This window comes from Mesorhizobium sp. f-mel (assembly GCF_053850215.1).
Map to the genome: position 1 here is coordinate 100,534 of NZ_JBSPTO010000006.1, position 17,247 is coordinate 117,780.

Here is a 17,247-nt window from a genome sequence, read left to right on the forward strand (position 1 = left end):
CGTGCCGGCGTGGACAATCCTTTTCGGTGCTTTGCTTGCGGCGCTCACAGTGCAGGCCGCCGTGGCGGAAACCGCCCCGTTGCCGCAACCCAAGCCCGACATCGGTGCAAGCACGGACAAGCCGATCGCCACGCCGCTGCCGCAGCCTGCCACCACCGCCCCGCTGCCGTCGGCCGACGCCATCAATCCCGACCGCTTCGGCGCAAAGCCGTCGGATTCTGCCTATGGCGCCTTCCAGCGCGGCCTTTACAAGACGGCCTACAACCTCGCTTTGGTTCGCGCCCAGAACGGCGACCCGGCGGCGCAGACATTGATCGCGGAGATATTGTCGCGCGGTCTTGGCGTGCCGGTCAACGCTGCGGAGGCGGCAAAGTGGTACGCGCTTGCCGCCGAGCAGGGCATACCAGAATCGCAGTTCCAGTATGCGCTGATGCTGCTCGACGGCCGCTACGTCAAAAAGGACGAGAAAGGGGCCTACGCGCTGATGCAGGCCGCCGCCGAGGCCGGCAACCGTCTGGCGCAGTTCAATTTCGCGCAGCTGCTGGTCCAGCAGGACCCCGGCGATGCCGGCATCGCAAAGGCGGTGTCCTATTATCAGCGCGCCGCCGCGACCGGCCTTGCCGACGCGCAATATGCGATGGCGCAGGTCTATGCCAATGGCGTCGGCGGCAAGCCGCGCGACGAGGTCCAGGCGCGAGGGCTGCTGGCGCAGGCAGCACGGCAGAACTACGATACGGCGCAGATCGATCTCGCCGCCTGGATGATCGAGGGACGTGGTGGCGCCCGCGACCTGAAGTCCGGCTTCGGCTGGATGAAACAGGCCGCCGAGGGCGGGAATGTCGCCGCCCAGAACCGCCTCGCCAAGCTTTACATGGGCGGCATCGGCACCGATCCGGATCCGATCCTTGCCGGCGCCTGGTACGTCGTCGCCCGTCGCGCCGGGCTCATCGATCCGCAGATGGACGATTTTCTGCGGGGCCTGACCGACGACCAGACGAAGCAGGCGCTGCAGATGGCCAACCGCCTGCCGTAGAGCGTCGCGGACGGTGAATTATCTGGCAGCGAATGCTGACGAGGGGATGGCTCCGCCCTTACTCCCCCTCCTGCCCGCTCCCTTGTCCACTCCCTTGCCTCTCCTGGCGATTTGTGGTCTTGGAGGCGCCAAATCGCTTTCATCGCGAATATCTCATTCCGGATCACATCATCATGGCCAAGATCAATGGCAACGAAATCCGTCCCGGCAACGTCATCGAACATGATGGCGGCCTATGGGTGGCGGTCAGGACCAACACTGTCAAGCCCGGCAAGGGCGGCGCCTATAACCAAGTCGAGCTGAAGAACCTGATAAACGGCACCAAGCTTAATGAGCGTTTCCGCTCCGCCGAAACCGTCGAACAGATCCGGCTGGAGATGAAGGATTTCTCCTACCTCTATGAGCAGGGCGAAGCGCTGGTGTTCATGGACACCGAAAGCTTCGAGCAGCTTGAACTGCAAAAGGATTTCGTCGGCGATCGCGCCGCCTTCCTGCAGGACGGCATGATGGTGACGGTCCAGCTCTATGATGAAAGGCCGATCGGCATTTCACTGCCCGACCAGGTGACGCTGACCATCACCGAGGCCGATCCGGTGGTGAAGGGTCAGACGGCCGCCTCATCCTATAAGCCGGCGATGCTGGAGAACGGCATCCGCGTGCTGGTGCCGCCGTTCATCGGGTCGGGCGAACGTATCATCGTCGACACCAACGAAATCACTTACGTGCGCCGCGCCGACTAAAGCGCCCGGCAGCAGGAAGAAGCGCAGCAGGAAAAAGTACAATGGCGCGTTCCGCGATCCTCAATGTAATGGTCCAGGCTGCGATGAAGGCCGGCCGCTCGCTGTCGCGCGATTTCGGCGAAGTCCAGAACCTGCAGGTCTCGATGAAGGGGCCGGGCGACTATGTCAGCCAGGCCGACCGCAAGGCCGAAGACATCCTTTTCACCGAGCTGTCGAAGGCGCGGCCGGGCTACGCCTTCCTGATGGAGGAGCGCGGCCTGATCGAAGGCGACGACGGCCAGCACCGCTGGATCGTCGATCCGCTCGACGGCACCACCAATTTCCTGCACGGCATTCCGCTCTTCGCCATCTCGATCGCGCTGGAGCGTCAGGGCCAGATCGTCGCCGGCGTCGTCTATAATCCGGCGATGGACGAACTCTACACTGCCGAGCGCGGCGGCGGCGCCTTTATGAACGACCGCCGGTTGCGGGTCGCCGGCCGCACCAAGCTGATCGACACGGTGATCGGCTGCGGCGTGCCGCATCTCGGGCGCGGCCAGCATGGCAATTTCCTGGTCGAGCTGCGCAACGTGATGGCCGAAGTCTCGGGCGTGCGCCGCCTCGGCTCTGCCTCGCTCGATCTCGCCTACGTCGCTGCCGGCCGCATGGACGGGTTCTGGGAAACCGGCCTGTCGGCCTGGGACGTCGCCGCCGGCATCCTGCTGATCCGCGAGGCGGGCGGCTTCATCTCCGACTTCGCCGGCGGGCAGAACATGCTGGATGGCGGCTCGATCGTCGCCGGCAACGAGATCATCCAGCGCGCGCTGCTGAAAACCGTCAGGAAGCCGGTGACGCCGCGCTAAGCTCTAGCTAGCAGACTTGGCGCGCTGAACCGCCGCAGTCGCAAAATCGCAACCAAAGCTTGAAATACTGTCCGGGATCCGCCCAGATAAGGGGATGCAGGATCATTCATGACGCATATCGGCACCGAATCCCGGATCGAAATCCCCTTCATGGGACGCTGGCATTATTCGCGCGCCGAAATGATCGCCGACGGCATCGTCCATGCGGTGGGCATCGTGCTCGCCATTGCCGCCGGCTCGGCGCTGCTGGCGCTGGCCTCCTTCCATGCCGGTCCGGGCGAATATATCGCCGCCGCTTTCTACGTGGTTTCGCTGCTCACCGTGCTGTCGGTGTCGCTGGCCTATAACCTGTGGCCGGTGTCGTCGCCGGCCAAGTGGATATTGCGGCGCTTCGATCATGCCGCGATCTATCTGCTGATCGCCGCGACCTACACGCCTTTCCTCGCCCAGCTCGACGGCTCGCCGCTGGCCATCTCGATGATCGTCCTGGTCTGGCTCGCGGCAGCGATCGGCATCGCCATCAAAGTGCTTCTTCCCGGCCGCTTCGACCGGCTGGCGATCGTCTTCTATCTCGCGATCGGCTGGAGCGGCATCGTTCTTGTCGAGCCGCTGGTCCAGACATTGCCGACGACATCGATCGCGCTGATTGTTGCCGGCGGCATCGTCTATTCCTGCGGCGTCATCTTCTTCGCCTGGAAGGGCCTGCGCTTCCACAATGCGCTGTGGCACGGCTTTGTCGTCACCGGCGCCGGCCTGCATCTTGCCGCCATGGTCGACTGCCTGGTCATCAACCGACTCTGACGCCGATGGTCCGGCCGGCAATATTGCCAAGCGCCATTCAATTTGGTCACAATTGCGTTTAGAGTCGCCGTCAAACGTGAATTGACGGCATCGGAAACGGGGCACGGATGGCTTTTCTCAAATCCTTCGGCGTGGGCAGACGCTCCGACGTCCTGATGTACGACCCGCACAAATTGTCGAGCCCGCAGGTTTTTCTGCTGACCATGGTCATCTTCCTGATGATCGTCGCCTTCATCGCCGCCATCCTGACCCGTCAGATCTCGAACGCCTTTGCCACCAATCCCGGTCTCAACGGCCTGATCATCGGCGTGCTTGCGGTCGGCATCCTGCTGGCCTTCGTGCAGGTCGGCCGGCTGTTTCGCGAAGTGCGCTGGGTCAACTCATTTCGGGCCGGCTCCGAAACCACCGAACCGGTGCTGCTGGCGCCGATGAAGGCGATGATCGGCCGCTCGTCGACGATCGCCTTCTCGACCAGCTCGATGCGCACCATGCTCGATTCGATCGCCACCCGCCTCGACGAAAGCCGCGACACCTCGCGCTATCTTGTCGGGCTGCTGGTGTTCCTTGGCCTGCTCGGCACCTTCTGGGGCCTGCTCAACACGATCGGCTCGATCCGCGAAACTATTGACTCGCTCGATCCCGGCTCCGGCGATGCCGCCGCCGTGCTCGAATCGCTGAAGCAGGGGCTTTCCGCGCCGCTCGCCGGCATGGGCACCGCCTTCTCGTCGTCGCTGTTTGGCCTGTCCGGTTCCCTGGTGCTCGGCTTCCTCGACCTGCAGGCTGGCCGCGCCCAGACACGCTTCTACACCGAGCTCGAAAACTGGCTGTCCTCGGTCACCGACCTGTCGTCCGATATCGTCGTCGCCGAACCGCCAAAGGCCGAGTCCTCCGACGAGATCCGCGTCCTGTCGGAAAGACTGCGCAGCATGCAGGAAAGCGGCGGCGGCGCCAATCCGCGTGTCGCCACCGCCATGGCCAACCTTGCCGACGGCATTTCGGGCCTGGTCAAGAACATGCGCTCGGAGCAGCAGATCATGCGCGACTGGGTCGAGGCCCAGTCGGACGAGCAGAAGGCTATGCGCAATACGCTGGAGAAGATCGCCGACGCCCTGAAGAAAACCGGAGTCCATTAGCATGGCTCTCGCCAGGAGCCGGCGTACCGATCGCCGTATCGATTACTGGCCAGGCTTCGTCGACGCCCTGTCGACGTTGCTGCTGGCGATCATGTTCCTGCTCACGGTCTTCGTGCTGGCGCAGTTCCTGCTCGGCCGCGAAATCTCCGGCAAGGACACAGTACTCAACCGTCTCAACTTGCAGATAAACGAACTGACCCAGCTTCTGGCGCTGGAGCGCTCGACGACGCAGGACAAGGAAGATTCGCTCGCCAATTTGCAGGCGTCGCTGTCGGCGTCGGAGGCGGAAAAGAGCCGGCTCGAGCAATTGCTGGCGCAAGGCGCCGGTGCCGGCGACGCGGCCAACCAGCGCGCCACGGCGCTTTCTGGTGAACTCGACAACCAGCGCCAGATCAGCCAGCAGGCGCTGAGCCAGGTCGAAATCCTCAACCAGCAGATCGCGGCGCTGCGCAGGCAGATCGGAGCGCTCGAAGAAGCGCTCAACGTATCCGAAACGCGCGACCGCGAGTCCAACACCAAGATCGCCGATCTCGGCCGCCGCCTGAACGTCGCGCTGGCGCAACGGGTGCAGGAACTGAACCGCTATCGGTCCGACTTCTTCGGGCGCTTGCGCGAGATCCTCGCCGATCGCGAGAACATCCGCATCGTCGGCGACCGCTTCGTCTTCCAGTCGGAAGTGCTTTTCCCGACAGGCTCCGAAGTGATCAACGATGCCGGCAAGGACGAGATGAAGAAGCTCGCCGACGCCATTATCGACCTGCAGAAGGAGATCCCGCCGGAGATCAACTGGGTGCTGCGCGTCGACGGCCACACCGATGACAAGCCGCTATCGGGCACCGGCCGCTACCGCGACAATTGGGAATTGTCGACGGCGCGCTCGACTTCGGTGGTGAAGTTCCTGATCGAAAACGGCGTGCCGGCCAACCGGCTGGTTGCGGCTGGCTTCGGCGAATTCCAGCCGCTCGACCCCGCCGACACCGAAGACGCGCGTAACAAGAACCGCCGCATCGAGCTGAAACTGACCGAGCGCTGATCGCCCCGGCTCCAGCTGCGGCCGCATTTAGGGCGCCAGTGCGGGCTAGCAAGGCCTGAAAAGATTATCTTTTTTTAATTACACTTTGCCGAGAACCGCTCCTAGGTTGTGTCACGGGGCTGAGAACCGCCGGCGGTGGAACCGTCCACCGCGACGCGACGGAACCGGACGGCCCAAGGCCGGAAGGCGGCGTCCTAACCGCCGCCTTCCCCGGTTAAAGGAGACGCAACCATGCGCTCTTTCACTCCCAAAACCCTCAGGACTGCAACGCTCGCCGCACTTCTCGTCACCGTTCCGTTTGCTGGCGCCTACGCCGGCCCGCGTGAGACAGCTTTGATAAACCAGATAGAGAGCGTGGATACCGGTATACGGGCCGCGATGCAGGCCAACAGGATCAAGCCGGACGAGGCGCGTGACTTGCGCACGCAGGTCGCTCACCTTGATCGGGCCGCCCAGAGGGCCGCGCGAGATGGGACGATGCCGACCACGCAATATCAGCAGTTGCTGGCGCAGCTCGATCATGTGAGTCAGAAGCTGCGGGCTGCCACCGGCAGCGCCTTCCTCATCGGCAGCGGCGGCGATGGCGGATATTACCCGAACGGCTACGGCCCAAAATATCCAAACGGCTGAAACCCTCCATTACAGCGTCGCAGTTCGATCTTGCGCATGATCCTTTGATTCTTGCGCAAGATCCGTTCCGCACCGAAGGCCCGCGCAGCAGGTCCGTGCTCCGAAAATTGATTCCGATTTTTCGGGGTCATGCGCCCAGCCAAAGTACGATCAGCGCCAGCACTGCCGGTAGAGTCTGGATGTAGAGGATTTTCCTATCGACCGTCGCCGCGCCGTAGAGGCCGGCGATGGCGACGCAGAGCAGGAAAAACACCTTGATCTGGAAACCGGCCTCGCCGAGGTAAAGCCCCCAGATCAGCCCGGCTGCGAGAAAGCCGTTGTAAAGCCCCTGGTTGGCCGCAAGCACTTTCGATACGCTGGCGAATTCCGGCGTCAGCCTGAACGCCTTGTGGCCGCGCGGCGTATTCCACAGCACCAGCTCCAGATAGACGATGTAGAGGTGGATCAGCGCCACCAACCCGACCAGCACGTTGGCGATCATGCTTCATCTCCCGTCGCGGCACGGCGCCGCCTTGCGATATTGATCACGCACGCCACCGCTCCCGCAAGACGCATTGCGGCGTGCATCGAGCTAGCAACCAATGCGCCCTTCGCCGACGGCCTTCAGGGTTGCCAATGCCCGCGCATTGGTATCTTTTCCCGCCGTTCAAATTAGGCGGAACCCACCATGTCCTTTCAAAAACTCGACGACCTCGGTCACAAGCTCGAAGCGCTGGAGCATGCGCTCGCCATTCTCGGCGCCGACGAGGCGACCCATATGGCCGTGGGCGGCGGCGAAAAGCGCGCCGAGGCGATGTCGGCGCTGGCCGGCATGCATCACGCCAGAGCGACCGCGCCGGAGATCGCCGACTGGATCGCTGCGGCCGAGCAGGAAACGCTGAACGAAGAACAGCAGGCAGCGGTCAAGGAGTTCCGGCGGCAGTATACCAACCTGACCTGCCTGCCGGTTGAATTCGTCGAGCGCCAAACGACCGCGCGCATGCGCTCCGAGCAGCTCTGGCGCGACCTGCGGGCGAAAAACGACTGGGCAGGATTTTTGCCGGCGCTCGAAGGCGTCGTGGCGCTAGTGCGCGAGGAAGCAGAACTTCGCGCCGACGTGCTCGGCCTCGATCCCTACGACGCGCTGATGGAGCAGTACGATCCCGGCAACCGCGCCGCCGACATCACGCCGGTCTTCGCCGAGCTGAAGACCTTCCTTAGGGATTTCGTACCGGAGGCACTGACCGTGCAGGAAGAGCGGCTGGCGAAAAACCCTCTGAAGCCGCTTTCGGGCAGCTACGCGATCGAAAAGCAGCGCGAGCTTGGCCTCGCCATGATGGCGGCGGTCGGCTTCGACCTCACCCACGGCTCGCTTTCGGTTTCGCATCATCCGTTCTGTGGCGGCGTGCCGAGCGACGTGCGCATCACCACACGCTACAAGACCTCCGACTTCCTGTCGGCACTGATGGGAGTGCTGCACGAGACCGGCCATGCGCTTTACGAACAGAACCTGCCGAAGGCATGGGCGCACTGGCCGCTTGGCAAAGCGCGCGGCATGGCCGTGCATGAAAGCCAGAGCCTGTTCGTCGAAAAGCAGATCGGCCGCAACCCGGAATTCTGGCGCTGGGCGCTGCCGGTGGTCGAACGGCACCTGGGCGAGACCTGGTCGATCGACGACATCCTGCCGCATGTTCATAGGGTCGAGCGCGGGCTGATCCGCGTCGACGCCGACGAGGTCACATATCCGCTGCACGTCATCCTGCGCTACGAGCTGGAGCAGGAGCTTGTCTCGGGGCGGCTGGAGGCCGCCGACCTGCCCGAGGCTTGGGACGCCAAGATGCGCGACTATCTCGGCCTGTCGACCATCGACAACCCGGCCGACGGGCCGATGCAGGACGTGCACTGGCCGGGTGCCGCCTTCGGCTATTTCCCGTCCTATACGCTGGGCGCCATGATGGCGGCGCAGCAATGGGCGGCGCTGACCAGAGACCATCCTTCGGCCGACGAAGACCTCGCCACGGGAAATTTCGCGGCGATCAACGACTGGCGCCGTGAAAAGATCTGGTCGCAAGGTTCGCGCTGGTCGACGCCCGACCTGCTGGAACGCGCCACCAGCGAGAAACTCAACGCCGCGCATTTCACCGATCACCTGAAGAAGCGCTACGGCGCATAGGACGGCACCCTCCTACCATCCATCCCACCTGACCGATCATTGGGGTTCTCGAAGATGATTCACCATTCTCGGTCCTAGCCGAGCCACCCTGCCTTGCAGGACGCAATTTACTTTTCTATCACTAGTGGCATTCGACTGTATCTGGGGACGTGCAGGGCATGGGGCGGGCAAGGCACTTTCAGGCGGCGACAACAGTGGCCGCAAGACTTACTATATTGGCAAGACTCACCGTATTGCTTGTCATTTGCACGGTCTGCTGGCCGGCCATGGCCGGTACAACCGTGCACAAGGGCAGCGTTGGCGACTGGATCGAGCCAGTCGCGCTTCCCAAGGCCGATCCGCAATTCGACAGCCAGATCAAGAACGGCATATCCAACTTGCTGTCGGATTATCAGATCCGGAAGCGCCCGGGCGGGTTGGAGGTCTTCGACCGCTATGCCTACAAGATCGTCGACCGCACCGGCCTGGAACGCGGCGCCAGCATAAGTTTTGAATTCGATCCTGCGACGTCCGAGGTCACCGTGAACTGGATCGACATCATTCGTGACGGCGTGGTGATCAAGCACCTTTCCGATGCTGATTTCGACGTGTTTCGGCGCGAGAGGGATGCGGAGAAGGGCCTCTTCGATGGTTGGCTTACCGCTTACCTGAACCTCAACGATGTCCGGGTCGGAGACATCGTCGATTATGGCAAGACCACGGCAGAACTCCGATCATCGGCACGGATCTTCTTTTCCATTCCTTTGCCGTGGCCTGGGACGAACCAATCGCTTTGATCCGCAAAAGAGTGACGTGGCCAACGGTGCAGCCCCTGAACGTCCGACAGGTCAGGACGGACATACGCCCGGATGTCCAGTCTACCGGAGAAACGACGACCTATCTTTGGCAAAGCGCCAACCCGACGCCGGTGAAATCGCAGGAATATCTGCCGCCGGACTTTCTCACATACCCATCCATCGAAATCTCTTCGACCTCTAAATGGCAAGATATCGTCGACACGGTTCTTCCGTATTATCGCCTCGACCAGGAACTGCCGGCAGATTTCGCAGCGAAGCTCGATGCCATTGCCGCGAAATACGATGCGCCAGAAGACAGGATGATCGAGGCGATGCGCTTGGTCCAGGACAACATCCGCTATGTCAGCCTGTCCATGGGCCGTGGTTCCTATATCCCGCGCAGCCCGACGACCGTGGTGGCAAGCGGCTTCGGAGATTGCAAGGACAAGGCGCTGCTTCTCGCCTCCAGCCTGCGGCGACTGGGAATCCACGCGGACGTGGCTCTCACCGATCTTGACGAAGGGCTTGCTCTCGCCACGATACTCCCGACGATACGCGCGTTTGACCATGTTATCGTGAAGGTCGCCATCGACAGCCAGACCTACTGGATAGACGCGACCAACTATCTGCAGGGAGGCAGGGCAGATAATCTTATACCGCCCGACTACGGCTTTGCTCTGCCCATTGTCGCCGACAAGGCGGAAATGGAAAAGATAGAACGAAAGGAGCTCTACCAGCCGACCACCTTTGTGAATGAGGTATTCGATTTCCCCAAACGCAAAGGCGAGCCGCTCAAACTGACCGTCACCACGACCTATTGGGGCGCAGATGCCGATAGCATGCGCTATAAGCTTGTCTCGCAATCGGCGGCAAGGATCGCGGACGACTATCTCAAATATTACAATCGCCAGTATCCCGGAATGAAAAGCCTGGGGCCGCTGGTGACGAACGACAGCCGCGACAAGAATCTGGTTTCGGTAACCGAATCCTACGATCTGTCGGCAGGCGATCTCGATGCCGATAACCTCTCCAAGGACTTTGCTCTGAAATCGGATGTCGGCATCAGATATTTGCCGGAGCCCGACCTCCTCGAAAGGAGCGCGCCCATCTGGCTTGGCAGCCCGATCTTTCGACGACACCGGTGCACCGTCAGAAATTTGAAGGCCCACTTCGTAGGCCCCGAGGACAATGACGACGTGATTACGCCCTACGTTGCATTCAAGGCTCGTTGGACGAGCACCTCCACCGAATTTCAGGTCGACTGGTTTCTCAAGACTCTCAATGACCAGATTCCCGCCAAGAGTATCGGCCCTTATTTGAAATCCCTCAAGAAGATCAACGACAACTCGGCTTGGAACTACAATTTCGCCTATTCGGACGCCGAAGCGAACTGACGCCAGTGGAAGGATCTACTCCGCGGCACCTCTGAAAGCATTCGACCCGGTTTCGAACTGCAGCTTGGCCAGCCGCGCATAAATACCGCCCTTGGCAACGAGGCTTTGATGGGTGCCTTCCTCGACGATGCAGCCGCCATCCATGACGAGGATCCGGTCGGCCTTCAGAACCGTCGCCAGCCGGTGGGCGATAACGATGGTGGTGCGGCCCTGCATCAGCCGCTCCAGCGCCGTCTGCACCAGCGTCTCGCTTTCGGCGTCGAGAGCCGAGGTCGCCTCGTCGAGCAGAAGGATCGGCGCATCCCGCAGAATCGCGCGGGCAATCGCCACGCGCTGGCGCTGGCCGCCCGACAGGGTCACGCCGCGCTCGCCGACCTCGCTGTCATAGCCTTTCTCGAGCTTCAGGATGAACTCGTCGGCAAGCGCATCCTTGGCCGCCGCCTCGATCTCGGCCTGGCTGGCGTCCGGACGGCCGAAGCCGATATTGTCACGCGCGCTGGCCGCGAAGATGGTGACATCCTGCGGCACGATGGCGATGCGCTCTCGTATGGCGACGGGATCGGCCTCGCGCACATTAACGCCGTCGATCATGATCTTGCCGATCTCGGGGTCATAGAAGCGCAGAAGCAGCGAAAAGACGGTGCTCTTGCCGGCGCCCGACGGGCCGACGATCGCCACCGTCTCGCCGGGCTTGACCTGGAAACTCAGACCGTGGACGGCGGCGCGGTCGGGCCCAGCCGGATAGGAGAAGGATACGTCGTCGAAACTTATTGCGCCTCTGGCCGTCGCCGGCAGCAGTTTCGGATGCGCGGGGGCTTGGATCGCGGGCTTCTCGGCCAGGATCTCGGTCAGCCGTTCGGCAGCACCCGCCGCCTGGGCAAGCTCGCCCCACACTTCCGACAGCGCACCGAGGGCGCCGGCGGCGAACACCGAATAGAGCAGGAATTGGCCGAGCGTGCCCGGCGACAGCGTGCCGCCAAGCACGTCGCGCGATCCGAACCACAGCACCGCCACCACCGAGGAAAAGATCATGAAGATGGCGAAGAAGGTGAGGAAAGATCGGGCAAAGATCGAAGATCGCGCCGCCTCGAACGCGGCTTCCACGGCAGATGAAAAATTCCCGGTGACCAGTTTCTCGTTGGTGAAGGCCTGCAGCGTGCGCACCGCGCCGATCTGCTCGCTGGCATAGGCCGTCGCGTCGGCCAGCGTGTCCTGCGCCAGCCGCGATTTGCGCCGCACCGAGCGGCCGAAGGCGACCAGCGGCAGCACGATCACCGGGATAGCGGCAATGACGAGGCCCGACAGTTTCGGGCTGGTGAAGACCATCATCGCCACGGCGCCGAGCCCCAGGATGACATTGCGCAGCGCCACCGAAGCGGTGGCACCGACCGCAGATTTTATCTGCGTTGTGTCGGCGGCGAGCCGCGACACAATCTCGCCCGACTGGGCCGTGTCAAAGAAAGATGGCGACAGCGTCGTGACATGGCGGAACACGTCGTTGCGGATGTCGGCGACGACGCGCTCGCCCAGCGTGATGACGAAATAGTAGCGGCTGGCCGACGCCGCGGCGAGCAAGGCAGCCATCACCACCAGCATGGCGAAATACTCGGCGATGAAACTGGAATCGGAAGCTGAAAAGCCGTGGTCGATCATGCGCCGCACGGCCAGCGGCAGCGCCAGCGTCGTCGCCGCCGCTACGGTCAGCGAGACGACCGCGCCAATGACCATCTTCCGGTAGCGGGTGATATAGGGGAACAGGCGCCGCAGCGGCTTGAGCGAGCGCCTACGCTCGACTGCATCGCCGCTGGTGTGCGCCATGACCGTTTCCTCTGGCTCTTTTTGTATGCGCCTCAATATGCGCTTACCGCGGCCTTGTGATTCAATTCCGGCTGATGTATAGGCTCGCCGACCGTTTTTAAAAGCCGTGGCTCCTCAATAGCTGCGGCTTCGAGTTTTAAAAAGGGGCGCATCGACGCAGGCTTTACGCCCGTCAGCAGCGCCAGCGAACCAGGAATAGCACAATGAAGACCGACATCCATCCCGACTACCACACCATCAAGGTCGTCATGACCGACGGCACCGAATACATGACCCGTTCGACCTGGGGCAAGGAGGGCGACACGATGAACCTCGACATCGACCCGACCACCCATCCGGCCTGGACCGGCGGCCAGCAGACCCTGCTCGACCGCGGCGGCCGCCTGTCGAAGTTCAAGAAGCGTTTCGAAGGTTTCGGCCTCTAAGCCGCAGACTTTTCGCAGATCAAGAACCCGCCCTCGTGGCGGGTTTTTTGTTGACTGGAGCCACCCGGCACAGGAGGGTCGACTGGTTGGCGAAGGACGGCGACATGATGGCATTCAACGATGAACGATGGTCCGGCCTCACGGGCGGATACAAGGTCGTTTATGATCCACGACCGGCCTTGCGAAGACTGGCCGTTCACTACGATGACAAGTCAGTCTGGGACGAGCTCTGGAACGAACTGCATCATCAGGGCGATGTTGGAGACGCATCTTTCGCCGCGGTTGTGGAACTGGCTCGCATCTCCGAAGGCCAAACTCCAGTATATTGGGGAGCTTACGGTCTGGCCGCGACGATCGAAGAAGCGCGATTGGCCTACGACCGGAACCCGCCGATTCCGGATTGGATCGAACCACACTACAAAACTGCGTGGCAGATCCTCTTCGAATTGGCCTTGCGGGATCTGGCAGTTTCGGCGGACGACCCGACCGTAAACTGCGCATTGGCCGTTGTCGCCCTTCATAGAGGCCGGTTCAGCCTCGGCCGTATGGCGATGTGCGCGGAAGATGAGCGCACGGAAATGCTACGGGATTATTTCGGCCGGTAGTCTCCGGCTCTATTCGCCGACCAATTCGCGCAGCGCCATGCGCTTGTAGGCGGCGACCAAGTCGTCGCCCTCTTGCCGCCCGACCGAGATCGCCAGCCGCATGGTTGCCTCGCCCATCTGCCAGATGAGAAACGCCGTCGTTTCCAGCGCCGCCGGATCGGCGGTGGGGCGCAGCCGCTTCAGCACGGCGGTGAGGAATTCGGCGTTGGCCCGGCTGTCGGTGAGCTCGAGTTCGCGCAGCGCCTTGTCGGCCTGTGTGCCCGACCAGATGTCGCGCATCACCGGCTCCGCCAGGAACAGCCCGTAATAGATATCCACCAGCTCGGAAAACGCCCGCCGCAGCCCTTCCGCGTCGCTAACCTCGGCAAGTGCTGCCGCGATGCAGGCCTGGCTTTCAGCGGTGTAGCGCTCGGCCAGCGCCCAGACGATCGCCCGCTTGTCCGGGAAGAACTGGTAGAGCGAACCGATCGACACGCCGGCCCGTTCCGCCACTTCGCCCATGCGCATGGCATCGCTGCCTTGCTCGGCGATCAGCGCGGAAGCGGCGGCAAGCATCCGTTCGACCCGTTCGCGGCTGCGTTGCTGGCTTGGCGCCCGGCGCGGCGATGCGATCTGGCCATCCTGTGAACCCGATACGGTCGAGCCTTCCATCACTGTCTCCTAGCGAATGATCAACAAATTGGCTTGACTCGCAAAATACGAGGGTTTATCACGTTTTGCAAATGTGAGGATTACTCATGTTTGTGAACAAAGGAAATCACCCATGATCGACACAGTACGGAAACCGACTTTAATCCTCGGCGGCACCGGCAAGACCGGCCGTCGTCTCGCAGACCGGCTGACGGCGCAGGGCCTGCCAGTGCGGATCGGCTCGCGCTCGGGCACGCCGCCCTTCGACTGGGAAAACAACACGACCTGGGAACCCGCGCTTGATGGTGTCGGGGCCGTCTACATCAGCTACTATCCCGATCTTGCGGTGCCGGGTGCCGCCGAAGCGGTCGGCGCCTTCGCCAAACTTGCCGTGGAGCGCGGTGTGCGCCGGCTGGTGCTGCTGTCGGGGCGTGGCGAAACCGAAGCGCAACGCGCCGAAGAGATGCTGAAGGCCTCAGGCGCCGACTGGACGATCCTGCGCTGCGCCTGGTTTTCCCAGAACTTCAGCGAGAGTTTTTTTCTCGATCCGCTGCTCGCCGGTGAGGTGGCTTTGCCGGTCGGCAATGTCAGAGAACCGTTCGTCGATGCCGACGACATCGCCGACGCCGCCGTGACAGTGCTTACCCGGCAAGGCCATATCGGCCAGCTGTACGAGCTGACTGGACCAAGGCTGCTGAGTTTCGCCGACGCGATCGCCGAGATCGGCAAGGCGGCTGGCCGCAACATCGGCTTCAAGCAGATTTCCCATGCCGAGTTCGCCGCCGCAATCGCCGCGCACGAGCTGCCGGCCGAGTTTGCCTGGCTGCTCAACGAACTGTTCACAGAAGTGCTCGACGGCCGCAACGAGGCGCTGGCCGACGGCGTCGAGCGCGTGCTCGGCCGAGCGCCAAGGGACTTCTCCGCCTACGCAACCGAAACCGCCGCTACGGGCATCTGGAGCAACTGACATGATCATGAAACTGCTCCCTATCCTAACCTTCGTAGCCGCGCTCGGCTCGGGCGTCGTCGCTGGTGTCTTCTTCGCCTTTTCCAGCTTCGTCATGCCGGGCCTCGCCCGCATGCCTGCCGCGGTCGGCATCGCCGCCATGAATTCGATCAACGTCACTGCGGTGACGCCGATGTTCATGACCGCGCTTTTCGGCACCGGACTGGTCTGCCTCGTCCTCGTTGTCGGCGCCATTCTCGGCTGGAGCCAGCCGGGTTCGTTCTGGCTTCTCGCCGGCGCCCTAATCTATGTCGTCGGCAACCTGATCGTGACCATGATCTTCAACGTGCCGCTCAACAACGCGCTGGCCGCCGTCGATCCGGCAAGCGCCAACGGCGCCGCGGTGTGGACCACTTATCTCAGGGACTGGGTGATGTGGAACCATGTCCGCACCATTACCGCCATCGCCGCGTTGGGCTGCTTCATCGTGGCGTGGCGGTGAATGCAGGGCAGAAATGGAAAAACCCCGCGTCAGTCCCAGCCCTTAACCGGAATGTTGACTTCAAGTTGAAGTTCCCGAGAATCCCATAAGTCGCATAGGCTTATGGGATTCTCTCTTGCTACAAAAATCTGAAGCATGCGAGAATCCCTCGCCTTTCCCGCCCTTCAATGGGTCTTTTCGGAGCTGGGCAAGAGTGAGCATGATGGGCCAGCGCGCGCAAAATAGCTGCCTCAGCGACTTCTCACATTTCAGCAAGGGGTGAGGTCATTTGAGGACATTCTTAAGGGTTCTCGGAATCATCTTCCTTTCAGCGATCCTCGCTGTGGTCGCTTATGCAGTTGGAGCGGCTGGCTATTTCCGCAAGCCGAAGACTACGGAGTTTGAACTAACGGAGGCGATTCCTCCTCCCGGACTTTCACCTCACGGGTTTGGGACCTGCCTCGAGCCGAATGAGCGAGAGCAAGCCTTGGTCAAAGTCGCTGTCGACGTGCTTGAATTCTCTGTTGCCGAAGCCGGCTTCCTTGCCATTGGCGCGCATAGATTTTTGTCTCATGGTCTCTACCGGAGAGAGGATCGGGAGAGCACGCGAGTTTGCGACGACCTCGATGAGTACCAAAGAGCCGCGCAACTCATTAACAGTTCTGACCATTTTCGACGGGGGCGTATCGTTGAGTACGAACTGCAGCTGATAGCTAGGCTGCCGAACCCGAGCGAGGATTTGGCCAGAGTGGTTGCCGAAAGCGCCTTTAACGACACGGTTCAACAATCGGAGACATTCCGTTCCCGCGACATCCGCCCGTTTGCGCGCGCGACCCTTGCTGGTCTCGGACTGCATTCGCGACCGTATGCGGCCCGAGCCTACGAACAGATTTCTATCGAAAACTCCATGGGCACCGGAGCTGCACAGATCGCTGTTGCCGGAGAGCACCCGATGGCATTGCACGTCGTCGAGAAAGCGATGGCAGACAAACTGGCGACACTCCCAAGAGATCGCGTCGTTCCACGGGACATCCGCAACCGACTATATGAGATGGGTTATGCCTTGGCTTTTGGCGGCCCACGAGCCAAGCAGCACGTAGCACCTCTGCGGGACTTGATGAGCCGCAAGGTCGAAAGCTGGGCTCCGCCGTTCGGCATGGTCGAACTCCCACCGCGGCGCATGTGCCGTGTGCTTGCGTCGATCATGGATGTACCTATCCCTGATCTGGACTTCGACTATTGTGCCGATCTGGACGCGCCCTACGAGCAATAGCGCGTGATCCATCTAGTGCGAGTCCACATTCTAGTAATCTGGCTATGCTTTTAGACTCGTGCTTACTCGGGGTTGGAACAAGCCACTCGCTGCTGTCCTGCCAACAACAGCATCTTCGGTTTCCACACTTCGGTTAGGGGCTGGCGCGTCAGGCAGTATCTTTTGAAGTGGGATCGTTGGACTTATGGCCCTTGCGGTCGGCATGGCCGAGATCGCGGTCCGGATCGATCACATCGCGAACCAGCTGCTTGAGCTTTGCGGCATCGGGAAAGCCGCCGTCGCGCTTGCGGTCCCAGACCAGCGTGTCGTTGCAGGAAATGGTGAAGATGCCGCCGGTGCCGGGCACCAGCGTCACCTCGCCCAGATCCGTTGCGAAGGTCGACAGCAGCTCCTGCGCCATCCAGCCGGCCCGCAGCAGCCACAGGCACTGCGTGCAATAGGTGATGCGGATGGTCGGCAGCGCCTTTTCGGTCACGTCGGATTGAGCTCCGCTCATATCTCGGACTGAGCTCCCTCATGTCTCGGGCTGAGCTCG

20 protein-coding genes are annotated in these 17,247 nt (G+C 61.9%); 15 read left to right on the forward strand and 5 right to left on the reverse strand.

What is annotated here, in order from left to right:
• Position 1: 1 nt before the first annotated feature.
• The 7 genes from ACWUKX_RS10935 to ACWUKX_RS10965 all read left to right on the forward strand — a co-directional run bounded on the left by ACWUKX_RS10935 (position 2) and on the right by ACWUKX_RS10965 (position 6,212).
• Entirely contained in the window at positions 2-1,033 is a 1,032-nt protein-coding gene (locus ACWUKX_RS10935) for a tetratricopeptide repeat protein (protein WP_245316132.1), read from the forward strand.
• A 173-nt stretch (positions 1,034-1,206) separates the two neighbouring features.
• The gene (efp, locus tag ACWUKX_RS10940) at positions 1,207-1,773 is read left to right on the forward strand and encodes an elongation factor P (RefSeq protein ID WP_456006582.1); all 567 of its coding nucleotides are present in this window, start codon (positions 1,207-1,209) and stop codon (positions 1,771-1,773) included.
• A gap of 41 nt (positions 1,774-1,814) precedes the next feature.
• Entirely contained in the window at positions 1,815-2,615 is an 801-nt protein-coding gene (locus ACWUKX_RS10945) for an inositol monophosphatase family protein (RefSeq protein ID WP_127314495.1), read from the forward strand.
• Positions 2,616-2,723: 108 nt separating this feature from the next.
• Complete coding sequence (gene trhA / locus ACWUKX_RS10950) at positions 2,724-3,416, forward strand: PAQR family membrane homeostasis protein TrhA (RefSeq protein ID WP_456006585.1); 693 nt, start codon at positions 2,724-2,726, stop codon at positions 3,414-3,416.
• 107 nt (positions 3,417-3,523) lie between these two features.
• Positions 3,524-4,549, forward strand: coding sequence for a MotA/TolQ/ExbB proton channel family protein (locus ACWUKX_RS10955; RefSeq protein WP_065011243.1), 1,026 nt, complete (start codon positions 3,524-3,526; stop codon positions 4,547-4,549).
• Position 4,550: 1 nt separating this feature from the next.
• Positions 4,551-5,582 (forward strand): peptidoglycan -binding protein, encoded by a 1,032-nt coding sequence (locus ACWUKX_RS10960; protein ID WP_029348904.1) that lies wholly within the window; start codon positions 4,551-4,553, stop codon positions 5,580-5,582.
• Positions 5,583-5,813: 231 nt separating this feature from the next.
• Entirely contained in the window at positions 5,814-6,212 is a 399-nt protein-coding gene (locus ACWUKX_RS10965) for a hypothetical protein (RefSeq protein WP_456006587.1), read from the forward strand.
• 127 nt (positions 6,213-6,339) lie between these two features.
• On the opposite strand, the gene ACWUKX_RS10970 is transcribed toward ACWUKX_RS10965, so the two are convergent.
• Positions 6,340-6,693: a DUF1304 domain-containing protein gene (locus tag ACWUKX_RS10970; RefSeq protein WP_456006589.1), complete on the reverse strand. Its 354-nt coding sequence runs from the start codon at positions 6,691-6,693 to the stop codon at positions 6,340-6,342.
• A 186-nt stretch (positions 6,694-6,879) separates the two neighbouring features.
• Here ACWUKX_RS10970 and ACWUKX_RS10975 point away from each other — a divergent pair, with 186 nt between their 5' ends.
• The 3 genes from ACWUKX_RS10975 to ACWUKX_RS10985 all read left to right on the forward strand — a co-directional run bounded on the left by ACWUKX_RS10975 (position 6,880) and on the right by ACWUKX_RS10985 (position 10,534).
• Positions 6,880-8,364, forward strand: a complete 1,485-nt coding sequence (locus ACWUKX_RS10975) for a carboxypeptidase M32 (RefSeq protein ID WP_456006592.1) — start codon at positions 6,880-6,882, stop codon at positions 8,362-8,364.
• Positions 8,365-8,630: 266 nt separating this feature from the next.
• A complete protein-coding gene (locus ACWUKX_RS10980) occupies positions 8,631-9,140 on the forward strand; it encodes a DUF3857 domain-containing protein (RefSeq protein WP_456006594.1) in 510 nt (169 codons plus the stop codon).
• Positions 9,137-10,534 carry a transglutaminase domain-containing protein gene (locus tag ACWUKX_RS10985; protein WP_456006596.1) on the forward strand — a complete coding sequence of 466 codons (1,398 nt, stop codon included), beginning with the start codon at positions 9,137-9,139 and terminating at the stop codon, positions 10,532-10,534. The genes ACWUKX_RS10980 and ACWUKX_RS10985 overlap by 4 nt, the downstream gene beginning before the upstream one ends.
• A 15-nt stretch (positions 10,535-10,549) precedes the next feature.
• On the opposite strand, the gene ACWUKX_RS10990 is transcribed toward ACWUKX_RS10985, so the two are convergent.
• Both ACWUKX_RS10990 and ACWUKX_RS10995 read right to left on the reverse strand, forming a co-directional pair.
• The gene (locus tag ACWUKX_RS10990; RefSeq protein WP_456006598.1) at positions 10,550-12,352 is read right to left on the reverse strand and encodes an ABC transporter transmembrane domain-containing protein; all 1,803 of its coding nucleotides are present in this window, start codon (positions 12,350-12,352) and stop codon (positions 10,550-10,552) included.
• A gap of 32 nt (positions 12,353-12,384) precedes the next feature.
• Positions 12,385-12,573, reverse strand: a complete 189-nt coding sequence (locus ACWUKX_RS10995; RefSeq protein ID WP_456006600.1) for a hypothetical protein — start codon at positions 12,571-12,573, stop codon at positions 12,385-12,387.
• On the opposite strand from ACWUKX_RS10995, the gene rpmE reads away from it, so the two are divergent.
• Positions 12,556-12,777, forward strand: a complete 222-nt coding sequence (gene rpmE, locus ACWUKX_RS11000; RefSeq protein ID WP_006327661.1) for a 50S ribosomal protein L31 — start codon at positions 12,556-12,558, stop codon at positions 12,775-12,777. The genes ACWUKX_RS10995 and rpmE overlap by 18 nt on opposite strands.
• 86 nt (positions 12,778-12,863) lie before the next feature.
• A complete protein-coding gene (locus ACWUKX_RS11005; RefSeq protein WP_456006602.1) occupies positions 12,864-13,382 on the forward strand; it encodes a hypothetical protein in 519 nt (172 codons plus the stop codon).
• 9 nt (positions 13,383-13,391) lie between these two features.
• On the opposite strand, the gene ACWUKX_RS11010 is transcribed toward ACWUKX_RS11005, so the two are convergent.
• Positions 13,392-14,033 (reverse strand): TetR/AcrR family transcriptional regulator, encoded by a 642-nt coding sequence (locus tag ACWUKX_RS11010; protein ID WP_456006604.1) that lies wholly within the window; start codon positions 14,031-14,033, stop codon positions 13,392-13,394.
• Between the two features lie 112 nt (positions 14,034-14,145).
• Here ACWUKX_RS11010 and ACWUKX_RS11015 point away from each other — a divergent pair, with 112 nt between their 5' ends.
• The 3 genes from ACWUKX_RS11015 to ACWUKX_RS11025 all read left to right on the forward strand — a co-directional run bounded on the left by ACWUKX_RS11015 (position 14,146) and on the right by ACWUKX_RS11025 (position 16,712).
• A complete protein-coding gene (locus ACWUKX_RS11015; RefSeq protein ID WP_456006606.1) occupies positions 14,146-14,979 on the forward strand; it encodes an NmrA family transcriptional regulator in 834 nt (277 codons plus the stop codon).
• Position 14,980: 1 nt separating this feature from the next.
• Positions 14,981-15,460 carry an anthrone oxygenase family protein gene (locus ACWUKX_RS11020; protein ID WP_456006609.1) on the forward strand — a complete coding sequence of 160 codons (480 nt, stop codon included), beginning with the start codon at positions 14,981-14,983 and terminating at the stop codon, positions 15,458-15,460.
• 466 nt (positions 15,461-15,926) lie between these two features.
• On the forward strand, positions 15,927-16,712 hold the full coding sequence (locus ACWUKX_RS11025) for a hypothetical protein (protein ID WP_456006612.1): 786 nt from the start codon (positions 15,927-15,929) through the stop codon (positions 16,710-16,712).
• A gap of 148 nt (positions 16,713-16,860) precedes the next feature.
• Here the strand turns inward: ACWUKX_RS11025 and ACWUKX_RS11030 are convergent, their stop codons facing one another.
• Entirely contained in the window at positions 16,861-17,208 is a 348-nt protein-coding gene (locus ACWUKX_RS11030; protein WP_456006615.1) for a SelT/SelW/SelH family protein, read from the reverse strand.
• Positions 17,209-17,247 lie beyond the last annotated feature (39 nt).

Excerpts from the sequence above, each read along its gene's own strand:
- efp (WP_456006582.1), top strand. The coding sequence starts at position 1,207 with ATGGCCAAGATCAATGGCAACGAAATCCGTCCCGGCAACGTCATCGAA.
- ACWUKX_RS10945 (WP_127314495.1), top strand. The coding sequence starts at position 1,815 with ATGGCGCGTTCCGCGATCCTCAATGTAATGGTCCAGGCTGCGATGAAG.
- trhA (WP_456006585.1), top strand. The coding sequence starts at position 2,724 with ATGACGCATATCGGCACCGAATCCCGGATCGAAATCCCCTTCATGGGA.
- ACWUKX_RS10955 (WP_065011243.1), top strand. The coding sequence starts at position 3,524 with ATGGCTTTTCTCAAATCCTTCGGCGTGGGCAGACGCTCCGACGTCCTG.
- ACWUKX_RS10960 (WP_029348904.1), top strand. The coding sequence starts at position 4,551 with ATGGCTCTCGCCAGGAGCCGGCGTACCGATCGCCGTATCGATTACTGG.
- ACWUKX_RS10965 (WP_456006587.1), top strand. The coding sequence starts at position 5,814 with ATGCGCTCTTTCACTCCCAAAACCCTCAGGACTGCAACGCTCGCCGCA.
- ACWUKX_RS10970 (WP_456006589.1), bottom strand. The coding sequence starts at position 6,693 with ATGATCGCCAACGTGCTGGTCGGGTTGGTGGCGCTGATCCACCTCTAC.
- ACWUKX_RS10975 (WP_456006592.1), top strand. The coding sequence starts at position 6,880 with ATGTCCTTTCAAAAACTCGACGACCTCGGTCACAAGCTCGAAGCGCTG.
- ACWUKX_RS10980 (WP_456006594.1), top strand. The coding sequence starts at position 8,631 with ATGGCCGGTACAACCGTGCACAAGGGCAGCGTTGGCGACTGGATCGAG.
- ACWUKX_RS10990 (WP_456006598.1), bottom strand. The coding sequence starts at position 12,352 with ATGGCGCACACCAGCGGCGATGCAGTCGAGCGTAGGCGCTCGCTCAAG.
- rpmE (WP_006327661.1), top strand. The coding sequence starts at position 12,556 with ATGAAGACCGACATCCATCCCGACTACCACACCATCAAGGTCGTCATG.
- ACWUKX_RS10995 (WP_456006600.1), bottom strand. The coding sequence starts at position 12,573 with ATGGATGTCGGTCTTCATTGTGCTATTCCTGGTTCGCTGGCGCTGCTG.
- ACWUKX_RS11010 (WP_456006604.1), bottom strand. The coding sequence starts at position 14,033 with ATGGAAGGCTCGACCGTATCGGGTTCACAGGATGGCCAGATCGCATCG.
- ACWUKX_RS11015 (WP_456006606.1), top strand. The coding sequence starts at position 14,146 with ATGATCGACACAGTACGGAAACCGACTTTAATCCTCGGCGGCACCGGC.
- ACWUKX_RS11020 (WP_456006609.1), top strand. The coding sequence starts at position 14,981 with ATGATCATGAAACTGCTCCCTATCCTAACCTTCGTAGCCGCGCTCGGC.
- ACWUKX_RS11030 (WP_456006615.1), bottom strand. The coding sequence starts at position 17,208 with ATGAGCGGAGCTCAATCCGACGTGACCGAAAAGGCGCTGCCGACCATC.